Raw genomic sequence first — 13,923 nt, forward strand, 5'->3', positions numbered from 1 at the left:
CCATGTCTACCGCTACCCATGCCGCGCCGCTGTTCCGTCCGTTCGAGGGCGGCAAGCTGAAGCTCGACAACCGCGTCGTGATGGCGCCGATGACGCGCGGCTTTTCGCCCGGCGGCGTGCCTGGCGCCGACGTCGCCGCTTATTACCGCCGCCGCGCCGAGCACGGCGTAGGGCTGATCATTACCGAAGGCACGGTCATCGACCATCCGGCGGCTGCAGCGGACCGGAACGTGCCGCATTTCTACGGCGCGGAGGCGCTGGCGGGCTGGGCTCGCGTCGTGCGCGAGGTGCATGAGGCCGGAGGCAAGATCATTCCCCAGATCTGGCATGTCGGCACCGCTCGCCAAGCCTCGACTTTCCCGGAGTCGGACGCGCTGCCGATCGGTCCGTCGGGACTGTCGCTGACGGGTGAAAAGGTATCCGAGCCGCTGACCGTGGAGGAAATCCGCGGCCTCGTGAAGGCTTACGCGGATGCGGCCGCCGAGGCGAAGCGCATCGGCTTCGACGGCGTCGAGATCCACGGCGCGCACGGCTACCTGATCGACCAGTTTTTCTGGGAGCGCACGAACAAGCGCGACGACGAGTACGGCGGCGATCTCGCGGGGCGTGCCCGCTTTGCCGTCGAGGTGATCGAGGCCGTGCGCGAGGCGGTCGGACCGGACTTCCCGATCGTATTCCGCTTCTCGCAGTGGAAGCCGGTGGACTACGACGCCAAGCTCGCGCCGACGCCGGAGGAGCTGGAGCGCTTCCTCGCCCCGCTGAGCGCCGCCGGAGTCGATGTGTTCCACGCCTCGACGCGCCGCTTCTGGGAGCCGGAGTTCGAGGGCTCTGCGCTCAACCTGGCCGGCTGGACGCGCCGCATTACCGGCAAGCCGGTCATTACGGTCGGCTCGGTCGGCCTGGATTCGACGTTCACGAGCGTGTTCACCGAGGGCAAGGGCGGCGAGACGGCTGGCATCGAGGAGCTGATCGAGCGGCTGGAAAAGGAAGAATTCGACCTCGTCGGCGTCGGCCGCGCGCTGCTGACCGATCCGGCCTGGGCGGAGAAGATCCGCGACGGCCGCGTGTCGGAGCTGCAGCCGTTCTCGCGCGAGGCGCTCGGCAGCCTGAGCTGAGGCGCGAAGCAGGTCGAGGCCGCGCTCCGCATACGGCCCGTCTCCCTGTCTCCAACGCAGGCGCGCGCTGAGTTTCCGGATGGCGTCGGCTTCGGCAGCCCCTCGAGCAAGACCGGACCGGACCTGCGCAGTCGGTCCGGTCCCCTCTTCTCGCCGCAGAGCTGCGGGCAACCGAAAGATAAAGGTTGCTTTTGCGCTCATTAATCTATATATTTATAAATATAGATATACAAATTCAGGATCGTCGAGGAGGCCTTTGATCATGTCTACCGCTACCCATGCCGCGCCGCTGTTCCGTCCGTTCGAGGGCGGCAAGCTGAAGCTCGACAACCGCGTCGTGATGGCGCCGATGACGCGCAGCTTTTCGCCCGGCGGCGTGCCTGGCGCCGACGTCGCCGCCTATTATCGCCGCCGCGCCGAGCACGGCGTAGGGCTCATCATTACGGAAGGCACGATCATCGACCATCCGGCGGCCGCATCGGACCGGGACGTGCCGCATTTCTACGGCGCCGACGCGCTGGAGGGCTGGGCGAATGTCGTGCGCGAGGTGCATGAGGCCGGAGGCAAGATCATTCCCCAGATCTGGCATGTCGGGACCGTCCGCGAGGCATCGGCCTTCCCCGAGTCGGACGCGCTGCCGATCGGTCCGTCGGGACTGTCGCTGACCGGCGAAAAGGTATCCGAGCCGCTGACCGTGGAGGAAATCCGCGGCCTCGTGAAGGCTTACGCGGATGCGGCCGCCGAGGCGAAGCGCATCGGCTTCGACGGCGTCGAGATCCATGGCGCGCACGGCTACCTGATCGACCAGTTCTTCTGGGAGCGCACGAACCAGCGCGACGACGAATATGGCGGCGATCTCGCGGGGCGCGCCCGCTTTGCCGTCGAGGTGATCGAGGCCGTGCGCGAGGCGGTCGGACCGGACTTCCCGATCGTGTTCCGCTTCTCGCAGTTCAAATATGTGGACTACGGCAACAAGCTCGCGTCGACGCCGGAGGAGCTGGAGCGCTTCCTCGCCCCGCTGAGCGCCGCCGGAGTCGATGTGTTCCACGCCTCGACGCGCCGCTTCTGGGAGCCGGAGTTCGAGGGCTCGCCGCTCAACCTGGCCGGCTGGACGCGCCGCATTACCGGCAAGCCGGTCATTACGGTCGGCTCGGTCGGCCTGGATGCCGCGTTTGCTAGCGTGTCCCCCGATGGCAAGGGCGGCGAGGAGCCGCGCATCGAGGAGCTGATCAAGCGGCTGGACAACGAAGAATTCGATCTCGTCGGCGTCGGCCGCGCGCTGCTGACCGATCCGGCCTGGGCGGAGAAGATCCGCGACGGCCGCGTGTCGGAGCTGCAGCCGTTCTCGCGCGAGGCGCTCGGCAGCCTAAGCTGAGCCTTGCCGAGCGGCGCTTGAGCGGCGCCTGCGCCGCCGTCTCGAAGCACGAACCTGCAAAGCCGCTTCGCCGGTCACGATGACCGGCGAGGCGGCTTTTTTGCTGCAGGCATTGTCCGACGGAAGTCGCATTCCCGTTGGGAGGCTCGGGAAATAACGATATATTGATACCATTCTTCTGAGCAAAAGTTACTAAGCCGAAAGAACTGTTTTCAAACGAAAAAAAACGGTTTATATACACGAGAACAGGAAAAAAGAAGAAATTCTCGATCGTTTTGGCACTAGAGTTACAAAAAGAAAGTTAATTGAAAAACCGTCCGCGCCAAAAGCCTTATTTACTTGGCAAAACTTTTTTTGACACAATGGGTGGCATTAGAAGGAAGGGATCCGATTTTGAGCGGCTGGCTATATGTGCCTTTGGGACTGCTGCTGGCATACAGCGTCGCGACCGACCTCGCCGTACGGAAAATCTACGATCATGCCACGATCCCGGCGCTGCTGTACTTCGTCGCGCTCCATGCGGTCCATCCGGCGGGAGCAGGCATTCTCGCCGCGCTCGGCGGAGCGGCGGGGCTGCTGGCCGCCGGGCTGCTCGTCGCCTTCCTCTCCCGAGGCTTGTTCGGAGGGGGAGACATCAAGCTGCTGGCCGCCATCGGCGCGGCGCTCGGAGCCTTGGGCGGCTTGGCCGCCATGACGGCGGGATTTCTCGCGGCAGGGCTGCTGGCTTGGCCGCTGCTGCTTCTGCGCAGGCTCATGCCCCGCCGCGTCAGCGCGGCAGAGCTGCCGATGGCGCCGTTTTTCGCCGTCGGCGCCGGCGCCGTGATGCTGGCGGCGTGGGCGGGCTGAGCCCGGCTGCCTGCCGCATCCGGATGCCGCCCGCATCCGATTCCGAACGTCCGCCCAGCGCGGCATGGCTCCCATCCGCCCGGATCTGGGCTCCGACGATTCACCGCATTGCCCCTACATCATCGACCAAGAGGTGTTCAGACGATGTTCGAATCCAAGCGGCGCGCGCTGCTGCTGCTGCTGCTCTCGCTAGCCTTCGGAGCGGCGGCCGTCATTCTCTTCTCCAGCTACATGCAGGAAACGAAAGACAGTCTCGGCGAGCTGGTCACCGTGCAGGTGGCGGGCAGCGACATTCCGGCCGGCAGGGTGATCGACGAGACCTTGCTCGAGGAGCAGGAGCTGCCTCGGAAATACATGCTCGACAGCCTGATCGAATCGCCCGCCGATCTGATCGGCCGCGTCTCGATGGTTCCGATCGTCAAAGGAGCCGTCATCACGCAGGCGATGCTGCGCGACAACAGCCTCGTCTCGGGCGACTTCCGCCAAGTGCTGCTGCGCGCCCCGCTGGCGGTGTTCGACGATCAGATCGACGCTTACGATCAGGTCGACCTGCTCATCTCCTACGAGCAGGACGGCGAGGGCGGCCAGACGGCCGGAGCCGACCGGCGCACGACGCAGGTGCTGCTCAAGGGCGTTACCGTCAGCAGCGTGCACAAGACCGGCGACGAGATTACGGCCGTCGGCGTCATGGTCAAGCTCGCGGATGCCAAGAGCGTCGTGTGGGCGCTCAACTACGGCAAGGAGGTGCGGCTGCTCAAGACCGGGAACGCCAAGGCCGCGCAGGAAAAAGGGTCCCTGCCGGACGCAGCCGCGCCGAGCGCTTCGCCGCCCGCGTCTCCGGTCCCGTCGGCCTCGCCGGCAGCGGGCGCCGCATCCGGCGCCGCATCCAGCTCCGGCGCTGCCGGGACCGCGCCGGATTCCGGCACGGCCGGCGCCGCGCCGGGCTCCGGCTCGGCCGCCAAGACGCAGGCTGCCCCGGACTCCGCCGCCAAGCCAAGCCCGTCCGTGAAGCCGTCTCCGTCCGCTTCGCCGGCGAAGGGAGGACAATGACATGAGCGACAACGCCAAGCTCGCCCTCATTACCGACGACAGCCGGCTCATGCAGCAGCTGCGGCAGAACGTGACGTTCCTCAACTTCACGATCGGCGAGCAGATCGCCAAGCCGCGCGAGGCCTACATGGAGCTGAGCCCGGCGGAGCCGCGCGTCGTCCTGCTGGCGGAGCCGCTGGAGGCGATCGACCTGACGGCGGTCGTGCAGCAGCTCAAGAAGGTCAACGAATCGGCGCCGATCCTCTATCTGAGCCGCAGCGGCGACTTCGCCCAGATCCGCGAGCTGTACCGCGCCGGCATCGCCGACGTGCTGCGCATCCCCGACGAGCTCGACCAGCTGGAGGCGTCGGTGCAAAAGGCGCAGCGCCTCGTCCGCGCCTACCGGGGCGGACCTGCGGGGCGCGCGAGCCGCGCGTCCGGCGGCCGCATCTATGCCCTGTACAGCGCGTCCGGCGGCTCCGGGACGACGACCGCCGCGCTTCATTTGTCCCAGATGCTGGCGATGAAGCCCGGCGCGCGCGTGCTGCTCGTCGACCTCAACATGCAGTACGGCGGCCTGCAGCACTACCTGGACATCCAGGCCGAGCGGGATCTCGGCGACCTCAAGTCGGTGCTGCAGGAGCTGACGTACAGCCAGCTGAGCAATGTCCTGTACAAGCTGGACCCGTCCGGCGTCCAGGTGCTGCTGTCCCCGGCGCATCCGCAGGAGGCGGAGACGTTCGGCGGCAGCGACATGGAGCTGCTGTTCAGCGCTTGCCGCCAGCATTTCGACTACATCGTGCTCGATCTGCCCAAGCCGCTCGACGAGGTGTCGATCGCGGCGCTCGGCAACGCCGACCGCGTGCTGTACCTGCTCGCCGTCGACCGTCCGTCGATTGTGCGGATGAAGCATGCGCTGGACATCATCGACCGCTACCATCTGACCGATCCGGAGCAGCTGTCGATCGTCGTCAACCGCCACAGCAAAAAGGCCGACGTGACGCTGGACGATCTCGCCAAGATGGTGTCGGTGCCGGTCATCGGGGTCATCCCGGAGGACGTCAAGCGCGGCCTGCAGACCCGGATGAATGTCGGCAAGCCGCTGCATGTCGAGCCCGGCATGAAGATCAAGCGGATGCGCGGCCCGCTCAAGGAATACGCCGAGCTGGCGAAGCGGCTGCTCCAGGAAGAAGGAGGCGAGGTCCATGTCGATCTTCCAGCGGCTCAGCAGCAGCTTGGACGACAGGCCGGCTTCTGAGAAGCCGCAGGACTTTCTGGACGGACTGTTCAACCACTACAAGGAGCGGCTGCTCAAGGAGACGAACCTCGACCAGCTGATCCGGCTCCCGACCTACCAGAAGCGCAAGACGATCGAGAAGCTGATCACGGAGATGATGGAGCAGGAGAAGGTCATCATCACGCAGATGGACAAGACGCGCCTGCTCGACATGATCCTCGACGATTCCGTCGGCTACGGGCCGCTCGAGCCGCTGCTGCAGGACGACGAGATTACGGAGATCATGGTCAACGGCCCGAGCGAGATCTACATCGAGAAAAAGGGCCGGATCAGCCAGGCGAGCGTCCAGTTCAAGAACCAGGACCATATCCGGCACATCATCGACCGCATCGTCGCCCCGATCGGACGGCGGGTGGACGAGAGCTCGCCGCTCGTCGACGGACGGCTCGAGGACGGCAGCCGCGTCAACGCCGCGATCCCGCCGATCGCCTTGCACGGCCCCGTGCTGACGATCCGCAAGTTCAAGAAGGATCCGTACGGCATGAAGGACCTGCTCGGCTTCGGCTCGCTCTCCGAAAAGATGGCGCGGTTCCTCGAGGCGGCGGTCGCCGGCAAGATGAACCTGCTCATCTCGGGCGGCACGGGCAGCGGCAAGACGACGCTGCTCAACATCGTCTCCGCGGCGATCCCGGTCGGCGAGCGGGTCATCACGATCGAGGACATGGCCGAGCTGCGGCTCGGCCGCAAAAACTGCGTCTCGCTCGAGGCTCGCCCCGCCAACATGGAGGGGACGGGCGAGATCACGATCCGCCATCTCGTCAAGAACGCGCTGCGCATGCGCCCCGACCGCATCATCGTCGGCGAGGTGCGCGGCGGCGAGGCGCTCGACATGCTGCAGGCGATGAACACCGGCCATGAGGGCTCGCTCACGACGATCCACGCCAACTCGCCCAAGGATGCGATGAGCCGGCTCGAGGCGATGATCCTCATGTCCAACGCCTCGATGACGGCGGATGTCGTCCGCCCGTTCATCAGCGCGGCGATCCAGCTCGTCGTGCAGACGCTGCGCCTGCCGGACGGCACGCGCAAGATCGTCTCGATCGCGGAGGCGGCGGACGAGGACGGACAGCTGAAGCTGAAGGAGCTGTTCCGCTACCGGCGGACCGGGACGGACAAAAACGGGCTCGGCATCGGCCATTTCGAGACGACGGGCTACGTGCCGGAGTGCCACGGCAAGATCGCCGCGCTCGGCTACGACCTCGGCCTCGACTTCTACTTGCCGGACCGCGAGGGGGAGATGAGCCATGCCGGAGCATAGCCTGTTCCTGCTGACCGTGTTCGCCGCGGCCGCGCTCGGCCTGTACGGCATGATCGAGCTCGTGCAGGCGCGGCGGGGCATGAACGCGCTCAGCCGCAAGCTGACGCCGCTGCATACCGAGGAGGCGCGCGCGAGCCGCAGCGCCGTCCGCCGGCTGTCGCTGCGGCTCGACGCCTCCGACTACGGGCGAGGCTGGGCGGACCGCCTCCAGGCGGCGCATATCAAGCTGACGCCGCTGCAGTGGCTGTCGCTGCTGAGCGGCGCATGGGCCGTCATCAGCCTGCTGATCGCGAGCCTGCTCAGCCTCGGCTTTCCGTACAACCTGCTCATCGCCTATCTGGCGGTCAACCTCGGCTCCAAGCAGATTCTCAAGAGCCGCCGGCAGAAGTTCGGCGAGCAGATCAACCGGCAGCTGCCGGAAATCTGCCGCATGCTCTCGAGCTGCGTGCGCGCCGGCATGAGCATCCAGCAGGGCATCGATATGGTCGCGCGCGAGATCAAGCCTCCGGCCGGCTTCCTGTTCCAGACGATGTCGCGCGAGCTGCAGATGGGCACCGGCGTCGGCGACGTGCTGGAGCGGGTGCATGAGCGCTTCACGAGCAAGGACATCCGGCTCATGACGCAGACGATCCTCGTGCAGCGGCAGGCGGGCGGCAACCTCGGCGCGGCGCTCGACCATCTGGCGCGCACGCTCGAGGAGCGCGAGCGGGTGAACCGCGAGATCAGCAACCAGACGGCGGAGTCCCGCTACATCGCGGTGACGCTGGCGCTCATGCCGGTCTTTCTCGTGTTCGTGTTCAACATGGTGTTCAAAGGCTTCATCACCCCGATCTTCACGCTGCCGGGCCTGATCCTGCTGGCGGCGGTCGTCGTGCTGATGGCGATCGGCTTCGTGCTGATCCAGAAAGTATCCCGGATAAAGGCGTGATGCAGATGGAATGGCCGGTCAGGCTGCTCTACGCGGCCCTCGGACTGTGGGCGCTGTCGATGGCGCTGTTCGGCTGGTTCTGGATCAAGCGGATCTCGCTGATGCAGCGGCTTGGACTCATCGAAAAGGAAAAGAAGAAGAAGGACCGGCTGCCGGCCCGGATCGCCGCCCTCGTCTTCCGCTGGTCCGAGGGGCTGACGCCGCTCGGGCGCAGGTTCAAGCTGTTCGCCAGCGACGAGCTGCTGGAGCGGCGGCTGGCGCTGGCCGGGCACCCGCACGGGCTTACGCTGGACACGTTCTACGGCTTCCGCTTCCTCTGCCTGTTCGCGGGCCTGCTCGCCGGCACCATGCTCTCGCTCATCGGCTTCAGCTCGATCTTCGTGCTGCTGCTGTTCGGCCTTGGCCTCGTCTGGCCGTCACTCTGGCTGCGCTCGGCCGCAGCGGGCCGGCAGGATCAGATCGGCGTCGACCTGCCGGACTTCATGGACGCGATGAGCGTGACGCTGCAGGCGGGCGTGCCGCTCGACCCGGCGATGAAGCAGATCGTGCGCACGATGGAGGGGCCGCTGCGCGAGGAGCTGGGCCGGTTCCAGCAGGAGCTGGACATCGGCGTGCCGCGCGAGCAGGCCTACATGCGGCTCATGAACCGCAACCAGTCCAAGCCGCTCGAGATGCTCATCCTGTCGCTCCTCCAGGGCAGCCGGCTCGGCGTGCCGATCTCGAGCACGTTCAAGACGCTCGCCGAGGACATGCGCGACGTGCGCGTCTCGGCCGTCAAGGAACGGGCCGCCAAGGCGGGGCCGAAGGTGACGCTGATCACGACGTTCGTCATTCTGCCCGGCGTCATCCTGTTCATCGTCGGCATGCTGGTGCTCAACTTCATCTACAACCCGGAAGGCATCGGCTTCAGCTGGGACGGGCTGAACGGGCTGTAAGCGGACGGGATTCCCGCTTCCGCAGGCCGCATTCGACTTGAGAGGAGGTGACTTCCCAATGATCCGGACTCTTGGCATTCATCTGTACGCAAAAGCACAGCAGGCGCGCAGCTATCTGAGCAACCAGCGCGGAGCGCAGGCGATCGAGTACATCGGCATCGCGGCCGTAGCCGTCGTGCTGATCATCGCGTTACTCTCAATGTTTGGGGATGGTGGCATTGCTTCGAAGCTCAAGGAGAAAATCGAAGGCTTCATCGACAAGATCAAGATTTAAGAGCGCTTCGGGCGGACGGCAAGCGGTCCGCCCGCTTTTCCGTTCGCTGCGCGACGAGCGCGGGGCGCAGGCGATCGAGTTCGTCGGCATCGTCCCGCTGTTCCTGCTCATGGTGCTCGTCGTCGTGCAGTTCGCGCTCGTCGGCATGACGGCCGTCGTGGCCAAGCAGGCCGCGATGGAAGGCGCTCGCGCCGCGATGGTCGCGGACGGCGCCGGCCCCCATTATGAACAAGCGGTCCGCAACACGGCGGGCAGCTACGGCATCCGTGAAATCTCCCGCTCCGAGAGCGGTGAATATGTGACCGTGCGCGTCGTGCTGGAGTCGCCGATGGTGACAGGCTCGCTGTTCGGCTCCGGCTGGGCGGTGCCGATAAGCACGCAAGTGACGGTCATGAAGGAAAAAGCGAACGAATAGGTTCATGGAGGTGAGACCGATTCGAATCCGCAGCTGGACGCGCGCCCTGATCCTGCTGATGCTGCTGCTGGGCGGCGCGGCGCATGCCGCCGTGCCGGCTCTGGCGGAGGCGGACAGCGGCATCGGCACCGGGCTGGACTCCTATGAGATACCCGACAAAGGCGCGGAGAAGCCGGCCTCCTCGATCGAGGTCGCGGTGCCGGACGGCTCGACCGGCAGGCCGGACTACGACGCCGGCGATGCCGCCTCGCCGGGACCGCCCGATCCGGGGTCGACCGGCGACAGCGACGATACGGACCCGGGATCGGCGGATCCGGGCGAGGTCGATCCCGGCAGCGCCGATCCCGGCCAGACCGATCCGGGCGGGGCGGATCCCGGCGTCACGGATCCCGGCGGGGCAGATCCGGACGGGGCGGATCCGGATGGAACGACCGATCCGGGCCGCGTCGATGGCGGGAATACCGACACGGACGGGACGACCGACAGGGACGGCACGACCGACACGGACGGCACGACTGATCCGGACGGGACGACTGATCCGGATGGTACAACCGATCCCGGCAGCACCGATGGCGGCGACACCGAGCCCGGTGATACTGACTCTGGCGACACTGACTCCGGCGACACCGATCCCGGAGACATCGATCCAGGCACTTCCGATCCCGGAAAGTCCGATCCTGGCGGCGCCGACACCGACGGCGGCAAGCCGTGGTATGAGAAGCTGTGGGACAATACCGTGCAGTTTGCCAAAGGCGCCGGCGGAGGCTTGCTCGGCGCAGCGATCGTCGTCGGCGTCGTCGTCGGGGTGGCGGCAATCATCGGCATCACGTTCGCGGCGCCGGTCATCATCGCGGCGCTCGTCGTCGGCGCGATCGCGGGCGGCATCTACGCGCTCGTCGCCGGAGACAGCTTCAGCTTCGTCAAGGCGATGGGCATCGGCGGGCTGGCGGCAGGAACCGTGCTGACGCTCGGCCACGCCGGCGTGTTCGGAGCGGTGCGCGGGGGCATCCAGCTCGTCCGCTCCGCCGGCCTCAAGAGCGCGCTGCGCACGGCAGGCTCCCGCATGGCCAGCTTCGCCAAGTCCGCCATGGGCAATCTCAAGAGCGGCTTCCTGAACATGGCGAAGCATCCGGTGGCGGCGTTGAAAAGCACGCTGACGTCGAAGACGTTCCAGTTCAGCACGGCCGTCAACATGGTCATGAACATGGGCATCAAGATGACGTTTGAAGGCAAGCTGCCGACAGTAGGCGAAGTCGGCCTGATGGCCGTCGAAAGCTTCGTCGGCGCGCTTGTCTTCGACCGGGTCGGCGACGCTCTCGGCGCGGCGGCGCGCAGCCCGCTCGGCAAGCGGGTGGCGGCGACCTTTTCCCAGACGTTCGAGAACGTCATCGTCGCGCTGGCGAAGCCCAAGGAAAAGCTGGATCCCGAGACAGCCGCGGCGTCCGGCTTCTTCAAAGGCTTCGTGCTGCAAAGCCTGTTCGGCGGCCGCTTGAACCGGCTGCGCTCCGAGCAGGACATCGGCACCTCGTTCTCCGATCTCGGGGGGCGGACCGTCGAAACGGTCGTTCCGAACCGCAACCGGACGATCACCAACATTGAGCTCAATCGGATCTGGAACGACACGGCGAACGCGAACAACATCAGCCGCTGGGACGATAGCGGCAATCGCGTGACCCAGCGCCAGCTCGACCAGCTGCAGCGGAATCAGGACGCGCTCGACCGGCTGCAGAGCCGCGAAGGATCGCTGCAGGAAGCGGTGGAGGTCGGCGGCGACGAGGCGATCAAGCAAGGCAAGCCGCTGCTGGACAAGAATTGACTCGGAAAGGAAGCTTTCCATGATCGAAAAAATCAGACGCATGGATGAAAAGAAGCTGACCAAGGCGATGACGGCGGCCAATATCTTCTTCATCGCAGGCTGCTTCCTAATTGCCTATCTCGGCGGCAACCATGACTACATTACCTTCGAGACGGGCATCTGGCTCTTCCTGTTGTTTTTCCTGCCCGCGCTGGCCGTCATGATCCTGATGTACATCCGGGGCGACGCGCAGACGCGGCGCTCCTACCTCATCCGGATCGTGCTGGCGGTCGTCGTGTTCGGCGGGCTCAACCTGTATCGCTTCTATATGAATTGACTCTGTGACTCTACTACCCGGCTGCGCAAGCCGGAAAAAAGGCTGTGAATCGATGAAGCCCTCTTCTACGAGCAAGGCCGCGGCCTTGCTGCTGCTCACCGGCATGGTCGCCGCAGCCTGCTCCGGCGGCAACGCCGAGCAGCCGTCGCCCAAACCGTCGGCGGCCGCTTCGCCGTCCGCGACCGAAGGACCGGTCGGCACGCCGGTGCCGACCGCATCCGCGGCGCCGGCATCCGTCGTCGTCACGGATATCGGCGATCACAAGTTCCGCGAGCAGATCGTCAAGCTGCTCGAGAGCGGGATCGCGACGCCCTCTTCAGGAGGCTTGTTCGAGCCTTCCGCGCCGGTCACGAAGGGCGACTTCCTGCGCTGGATGACCGCTTACGACGACAAAGGCCTGGAGGACGCAGACTTGTCGAAGCCGCCGATGTATCCCGATCTCGAAGCGGACAGCCCCGATTACGGCTGGATCCATGGACTGGTCGAGGCAGGCCGGCTCGGGGCCGAGCCGGGCAAGCCGCTGCAGCTGGACGGGCCGCTGCAGCGCGGCGAGCTGGCGCGGCTTTGGGCCTGGTACCAGGACCGCGCGTCGATCAAGGAGTCCGATCGGGACCGCCTTTCATCCGAGGTGGTGATCATGAGCCGCGAGGATCGCAAGGAGATTCCCGAGCCTTACATTCGCGCGGTCGCGCACTATGTATCCGTGGCAGACGGGAAGCCATATCTCCGGACGTTCGGCGACACGTCCCGCCTGGCGGCAGAGGCGCTCGTCAGCCGCTCGCAGGCCGCGTACTGGATCGTCGAGAACGCGGGCGAGGAGTCGGGCGGAGACGGCTTCTCGCCTCCCGCGCCTAAGGTGCAGGTCGAGGTCCAAGGCATCGAGGAGGCCGCCCCCGCTGCCGCCCCGTCCGACATCGCCGGCCACAAGCGCGAAGCCGCCGTCGCCAAGCTGGCCGGACAGGTCGCCGGCGTGCTGGACGGCTCGGGGGCTTTCCGCCCGGACGAGCCGATCCTGCGCTTCGAATTCATCCGCTGGATGGCGGCGTACGACGACAAGGGCGTCATTCCTTTCCGCGCGCCGGAGCCGACCTACTCCGACGTCAAGCAGCAGGATGAAGGCTACGAGCTGGTGGAGGGCCTGACGCAGGCCGGCATCATCTCGGGCTTCCCCGACGGCACGATGCGGCTGTCCGAGCCGCTCACCCGCGAGCAGCTGACCGTGCTGTGGGGCTGGTACCAGCGCTACGGCCTCGTCGTCAAGCCTTTGGCGGCGGAGGTATCCGAGGTCAATCTGCGCAACTTCGAGGATCGGGACAAGGTCGGCAAGATCTTTCTCGGCGGCGTTCAAGCCTACGTCAGCTCGAACTGGGACACGCCGCCGTACCTCGATACGTTCGGAGCGGACAAGAAGCTCGAGCCGCAAAAGCCGGTCACGCGCGCCGAGGCGGCCTACTGGATCACGCAGAATGCCGAAGTCGAGGCGGAGGACTGAGATGGACGCGCTCGACGGAGCGAGGCGCGGCCGGCTGGCGCGGCTGCTGCGCGACGAACGCGGAGGCATGTCGCTGCTCGGCATCGGCATGATGGCGATGTTCATTCTGCTCGCGATCTATCTGTTCTACTTCTACACGGTCTTCATCGAGAAGCGGCAGGCGCAGAACGTCGCGGACGCGGCGGCGCTGGCGGCGGTGGAGACGATCAAGGAGCTGTACGAGGAAGCGCTGGAGCAGGAGGCGGGCGCTCAGGCGCGCAAGCTGCATGAAGGCGAGCAGGAGGCGCGGAGGACGCCGGAGCCGACTCCTACGTCCGTGCCGACGCCGACGCCGAGCTCGCCGGCGGGAGGGCTGCCGGACGCGACCGCCACGCCGACTTCGACGCCGACGCCGAGCGCTCCGCCATCCGAGCGGGGCGAATTCGACGACGAGCGCCTCTATGACGAGATCGTCGAGGAAGAGCGGTTCCGCGATGCCGACTGGCTGTCGGACAACTGGATGCGCATCGTCCGGGAACGGTATTTCGCCGACTCCTTCACCGCCACGCGCAACGGCGACCTGCTCTACGACACGGTCAAGCGCCATTCGGGCCGCATCAGCGCGGCCGCCCGCGAGACGGCCCGGCGCAACGAAGGCTTGCCGAACGGCGGACTGGAGTTCCCGTACGAGCGCAAGCCGAAGTTCCTGCTGGAGTCGGGCCGTACGATCACCCTCGAGACGATCGGCATTCGGAGCGACTTGACGGCCAAGGCGGCGGCGGCGCTCGGCTCCAAGGAAATTCCGATCGACGTCAGCAGCAAGGTGCCGATGATGATTTACTGGTAGG

At 66.1% G+C, this 13,923-nt stretch carries 14 protein-coding genes; all 14 read left to right on the forward strand.

What is annotated here, in order from left to right; all coding sequences use genetic code 11:
* Positions 1-2 precede the first annotated feature (2 nt).
* The 14 genes from GE073_RS03975 to GE073_RS04040 all read left to right on the forward strand — a co-directional run bounded on the left by GE073_RS03975 (position 3) and on the right by GE073_RS04040 (position 13,922).
* Positions 3-1,115 (forward strand): NADH:flavin oxidoreductase, encoded by a 1,113-nt coding sequence (locus GE073_RS03975; RefSeq protein ID WP_153782800.1) that lies wholly within the window; start codon positions 3-5, stop codon positions 1,113-1,115.
* Between the two features lie 262 nt (positions 1,116-1,377).
* On the forward strand, positions 1,378-2,490 hold the full coding sequence (locus GE073_RS03980; RefSeq protein ID WP_153782801.1) for an NADH:flavin oxidoreductase: 1,113 nt from the start codon (positions 1,378-1,380) through the stop codon (positions 2,488-2,490).
* A gap of 393 nt (positions 2,491-2,883) precedes the next feature.
* A complete protein-coding gene (locus tag GE073_RS03985) occupies positions 2,884-3,336 on the forward strand; it encodes a prepilin peptidase (protein ID WP_052333532.1) in 453 nt (150 codons plus the stop codon).
* Between the two features lie 144 nt (positions 3,337-3,480).
* A complete protein-coding gene (locus tag GE073_RS03990; RefSeq protein WP_028600220.1) occupies positions 3,481-4,386 on the forward strand; it encodes an SAF domain-containing protein in 906 nt (301 codons plus the stop codon).
* A 1-nt stretch (position 4,387) separates the two neighbouring features.
* Positions 4,388-5,623 (forward strand): CpaE/TadZ family protein, encoded by a 1,236-nt coding sequence (locus GE073_RS03995; protein WP_028600221.1) that lies wholly within the window; start codon positions 4,388-4,390, stop codon positions 5,621-5,623.
* Entirely contained in the window at positions 5,571-6,920 is a 1,350-nt protein-coding gene (locus GE073_RS04000; protein ID WP_043111750.1) for a TadA family conjugal transfer-associated ATPase, read from the forward strand. Before GE073_RS03995 ends, GE073_RS04000 begins: the two co-directional genes overlap by 53 nt.
* On the forward strand, positions 6,907-7,848 hold the full coding sequence (locus tag GE073_RS04005) for a type II secretion system F family protein (RefSeq protein WP_028600222.1): 942 nt from the start codon (positions 6,907-6,909) through the stop codon (positions 7,846-7,848). Before GE073_RS04000 ends, GE073_RS04005 begins: the two co-directional genes overlap by 14 nt.
* On the forward strand, positions 7,848-8,783 hold the full coding sequence (locus GE073_RS04010) for a type II secretion system F family protein (RefSeq protein ID WP_153782802.1): 936 nt from the start codon (positions 7,848-7,850) through the stop codon (positions 8,781-8,783). The genes GE073_RS04005 and GE073_RS04010 overlap by 1 nt, the downstream gene beginning before the upstream one ends.
* A 58-nt stretch (positions 8,784-8,841) precedes the next feature.
* A complete protein-coding gene (locus GE073_RS04015; protein ID WP_043111752.1) occupies positions 8,842-9,057 on the forward strand; it encodes a Flp family type IVb pilin in 216 nt (71 codons plus the stop codon).
* Complete coding sequence (locus GE073_RS04020; protein ID WP_194843261.1) at positions 9,002-9,472, forward strand: TadE/TadG family type IV pilus assembly protein; 471 nt, start codon at positions 9,002-9,004, stop codon at positions 9,470-9,472. The genes GE073_RS04015 and GE073_RS04020 overlap by 56 nt, the downstream gene beginning before the upstream one ends.
* A 10-nt stretch (positions 9,473-9,482) precedes the next feature.
* Positions 9,483-11,288: a hypothetical protein gene (locus GE073_RS04025; protein WP_153782804.1), complete on the forward strand. Its 1,806-nt coding sequence runs from the start codon at positions 9,483-9,485 to the stop codon at positions 11,286-11,288.
* Positions 11,289-11,307: 19 nt separating this feature from the next.
* Positions 11,308-11,604, forward strand: a complete 297-nt coding sequence (locus tag GE073_RS04030) for a hypothetical protein (protein ID WP_028600225.1) — start codon at positions 11,308-11,310, stop codon at positions 11,602-11,604.
* A gap of 52 nt (positions 11,605-11,656) precedes the next feature.
* Positions 11,657-13,096 carry an S-layer homology domain-containing protein gene (locus tag GE073_RS04035; protein ID WP_028600226.1) on the forward strand — a complete coding sequence of 480 codons (1,440 nt, stop codon included), beginning with the start codon at positions 11,657-11,659 and terminating at the stop codon, positions 13,094-13,096.
* Position 13,097: 1 nt separating this feature from the next.
* Complete coding sequence (locus tag GE073_RS04040; RefSeq protein WP_194843262.1) at positions 13,098-13,922, forward strand: pilus assembly protein TadG-related protein; 825 nt, start codon at positions 13,098-13,100, stop codon at positions 13,920-13,922.
* The last annotated feature ends 1 nt before the right edge of the window (position 13,923 follow it).

It is taken from the genome of Paenibacillus sp. B01 (assembly GCF_009649995.1).
GTDB lineage: Bacteria > Bacillota > Bacilli > Paenibacillales > Paenibacillaceae > Paenibacillus_O > Paenibacillus_O pasadenensis.

What these genes read in the sequence shown, in the direction of transcription:
- GE073_RS04010 (WP_153782802.1), top strand. Translation starts at nt 7,848, where the DNA reads ATGCAGATGGAATGGCCGGTCAGGCTGCTCTACGCGGCCCTCGGACTG.
- GE073_RS03995 (WP_028600221.1), top strand. Translation starts at nt 4,388, where the DNA reads ATGAGCGACAACGCCAAGCTCGCCCTCATTACCGACGACAGCCGGCTC.
- GE073_RS04015 (WP_043111752.1), top strand. Translation starts at nt 8,842, where the DNA reads ATGATCCGGACTCTTGGCATTCATCTGTACGCAAAAGCACAGCAGGCG.
- GE073_RS04005 (WP_028600222.1), top strand. Translation starts at nt 6,907, where the DNA reads ATGCCGGAGCATAGCCTGTTCCTGCTGACCGTGTTCGCCGCGGCCGCG.
- GE073_RS04040 (WP_194843262.1), top strand. Translation starts at nt 13,098, where the DNA reads ATGGACGCGCTCGACGGAGCGAGGCGCGGCCGGCTGGCGCGGCTGCTG.
- GE073_RS03980 (WP_153782801.1), top strand. Translation starts at nt 1,378, where the DNA reads ATGTCTACCGCTACCCATGCCGCGCCGCTGTTCCGTCCGTTCGAGGGC.
- GE073_RS04030 (WP_028600225.1), top strand. Translation starts at nt 11,308, where the DNA reads ATGATCGAAAAAATCAGACGCATGGATGAAAAGAAGCTGACCAAGGCG.
- GE073_RS03975 (WP_153782800.1), top strand. Translation starts at nt 3, where the DNA reads ATGTCTACCGCTACCCATGCCGCGCCGCTGTTCCGTCCGTTCGAGGGC.
- GE073_RS04000 (WP_043111750.1), top strand. Translation starts at nt 5,571, where the DNA reads ATGTCGATCTTCCAGCGGCTCAGCAGCAGCTTGGACGACAGGCCGGCT.
- GE073_RS03990 (WP_028600220.1), top strand. Translation starts at nt 3,481, where the DNA reads ATGTTCGAATCCAAGCGGCGCGCGCTGCTGCTGCTGCTGCTCTCGCTA.
- GE073_RS04035 (WP_028600226.1), top strand. Translation starts at nt 11,657, where the DNA reads ATGAAGCCCTCTTCTACGAGCAAGGCCGCGGCCTTGCTGCTGCTCACC.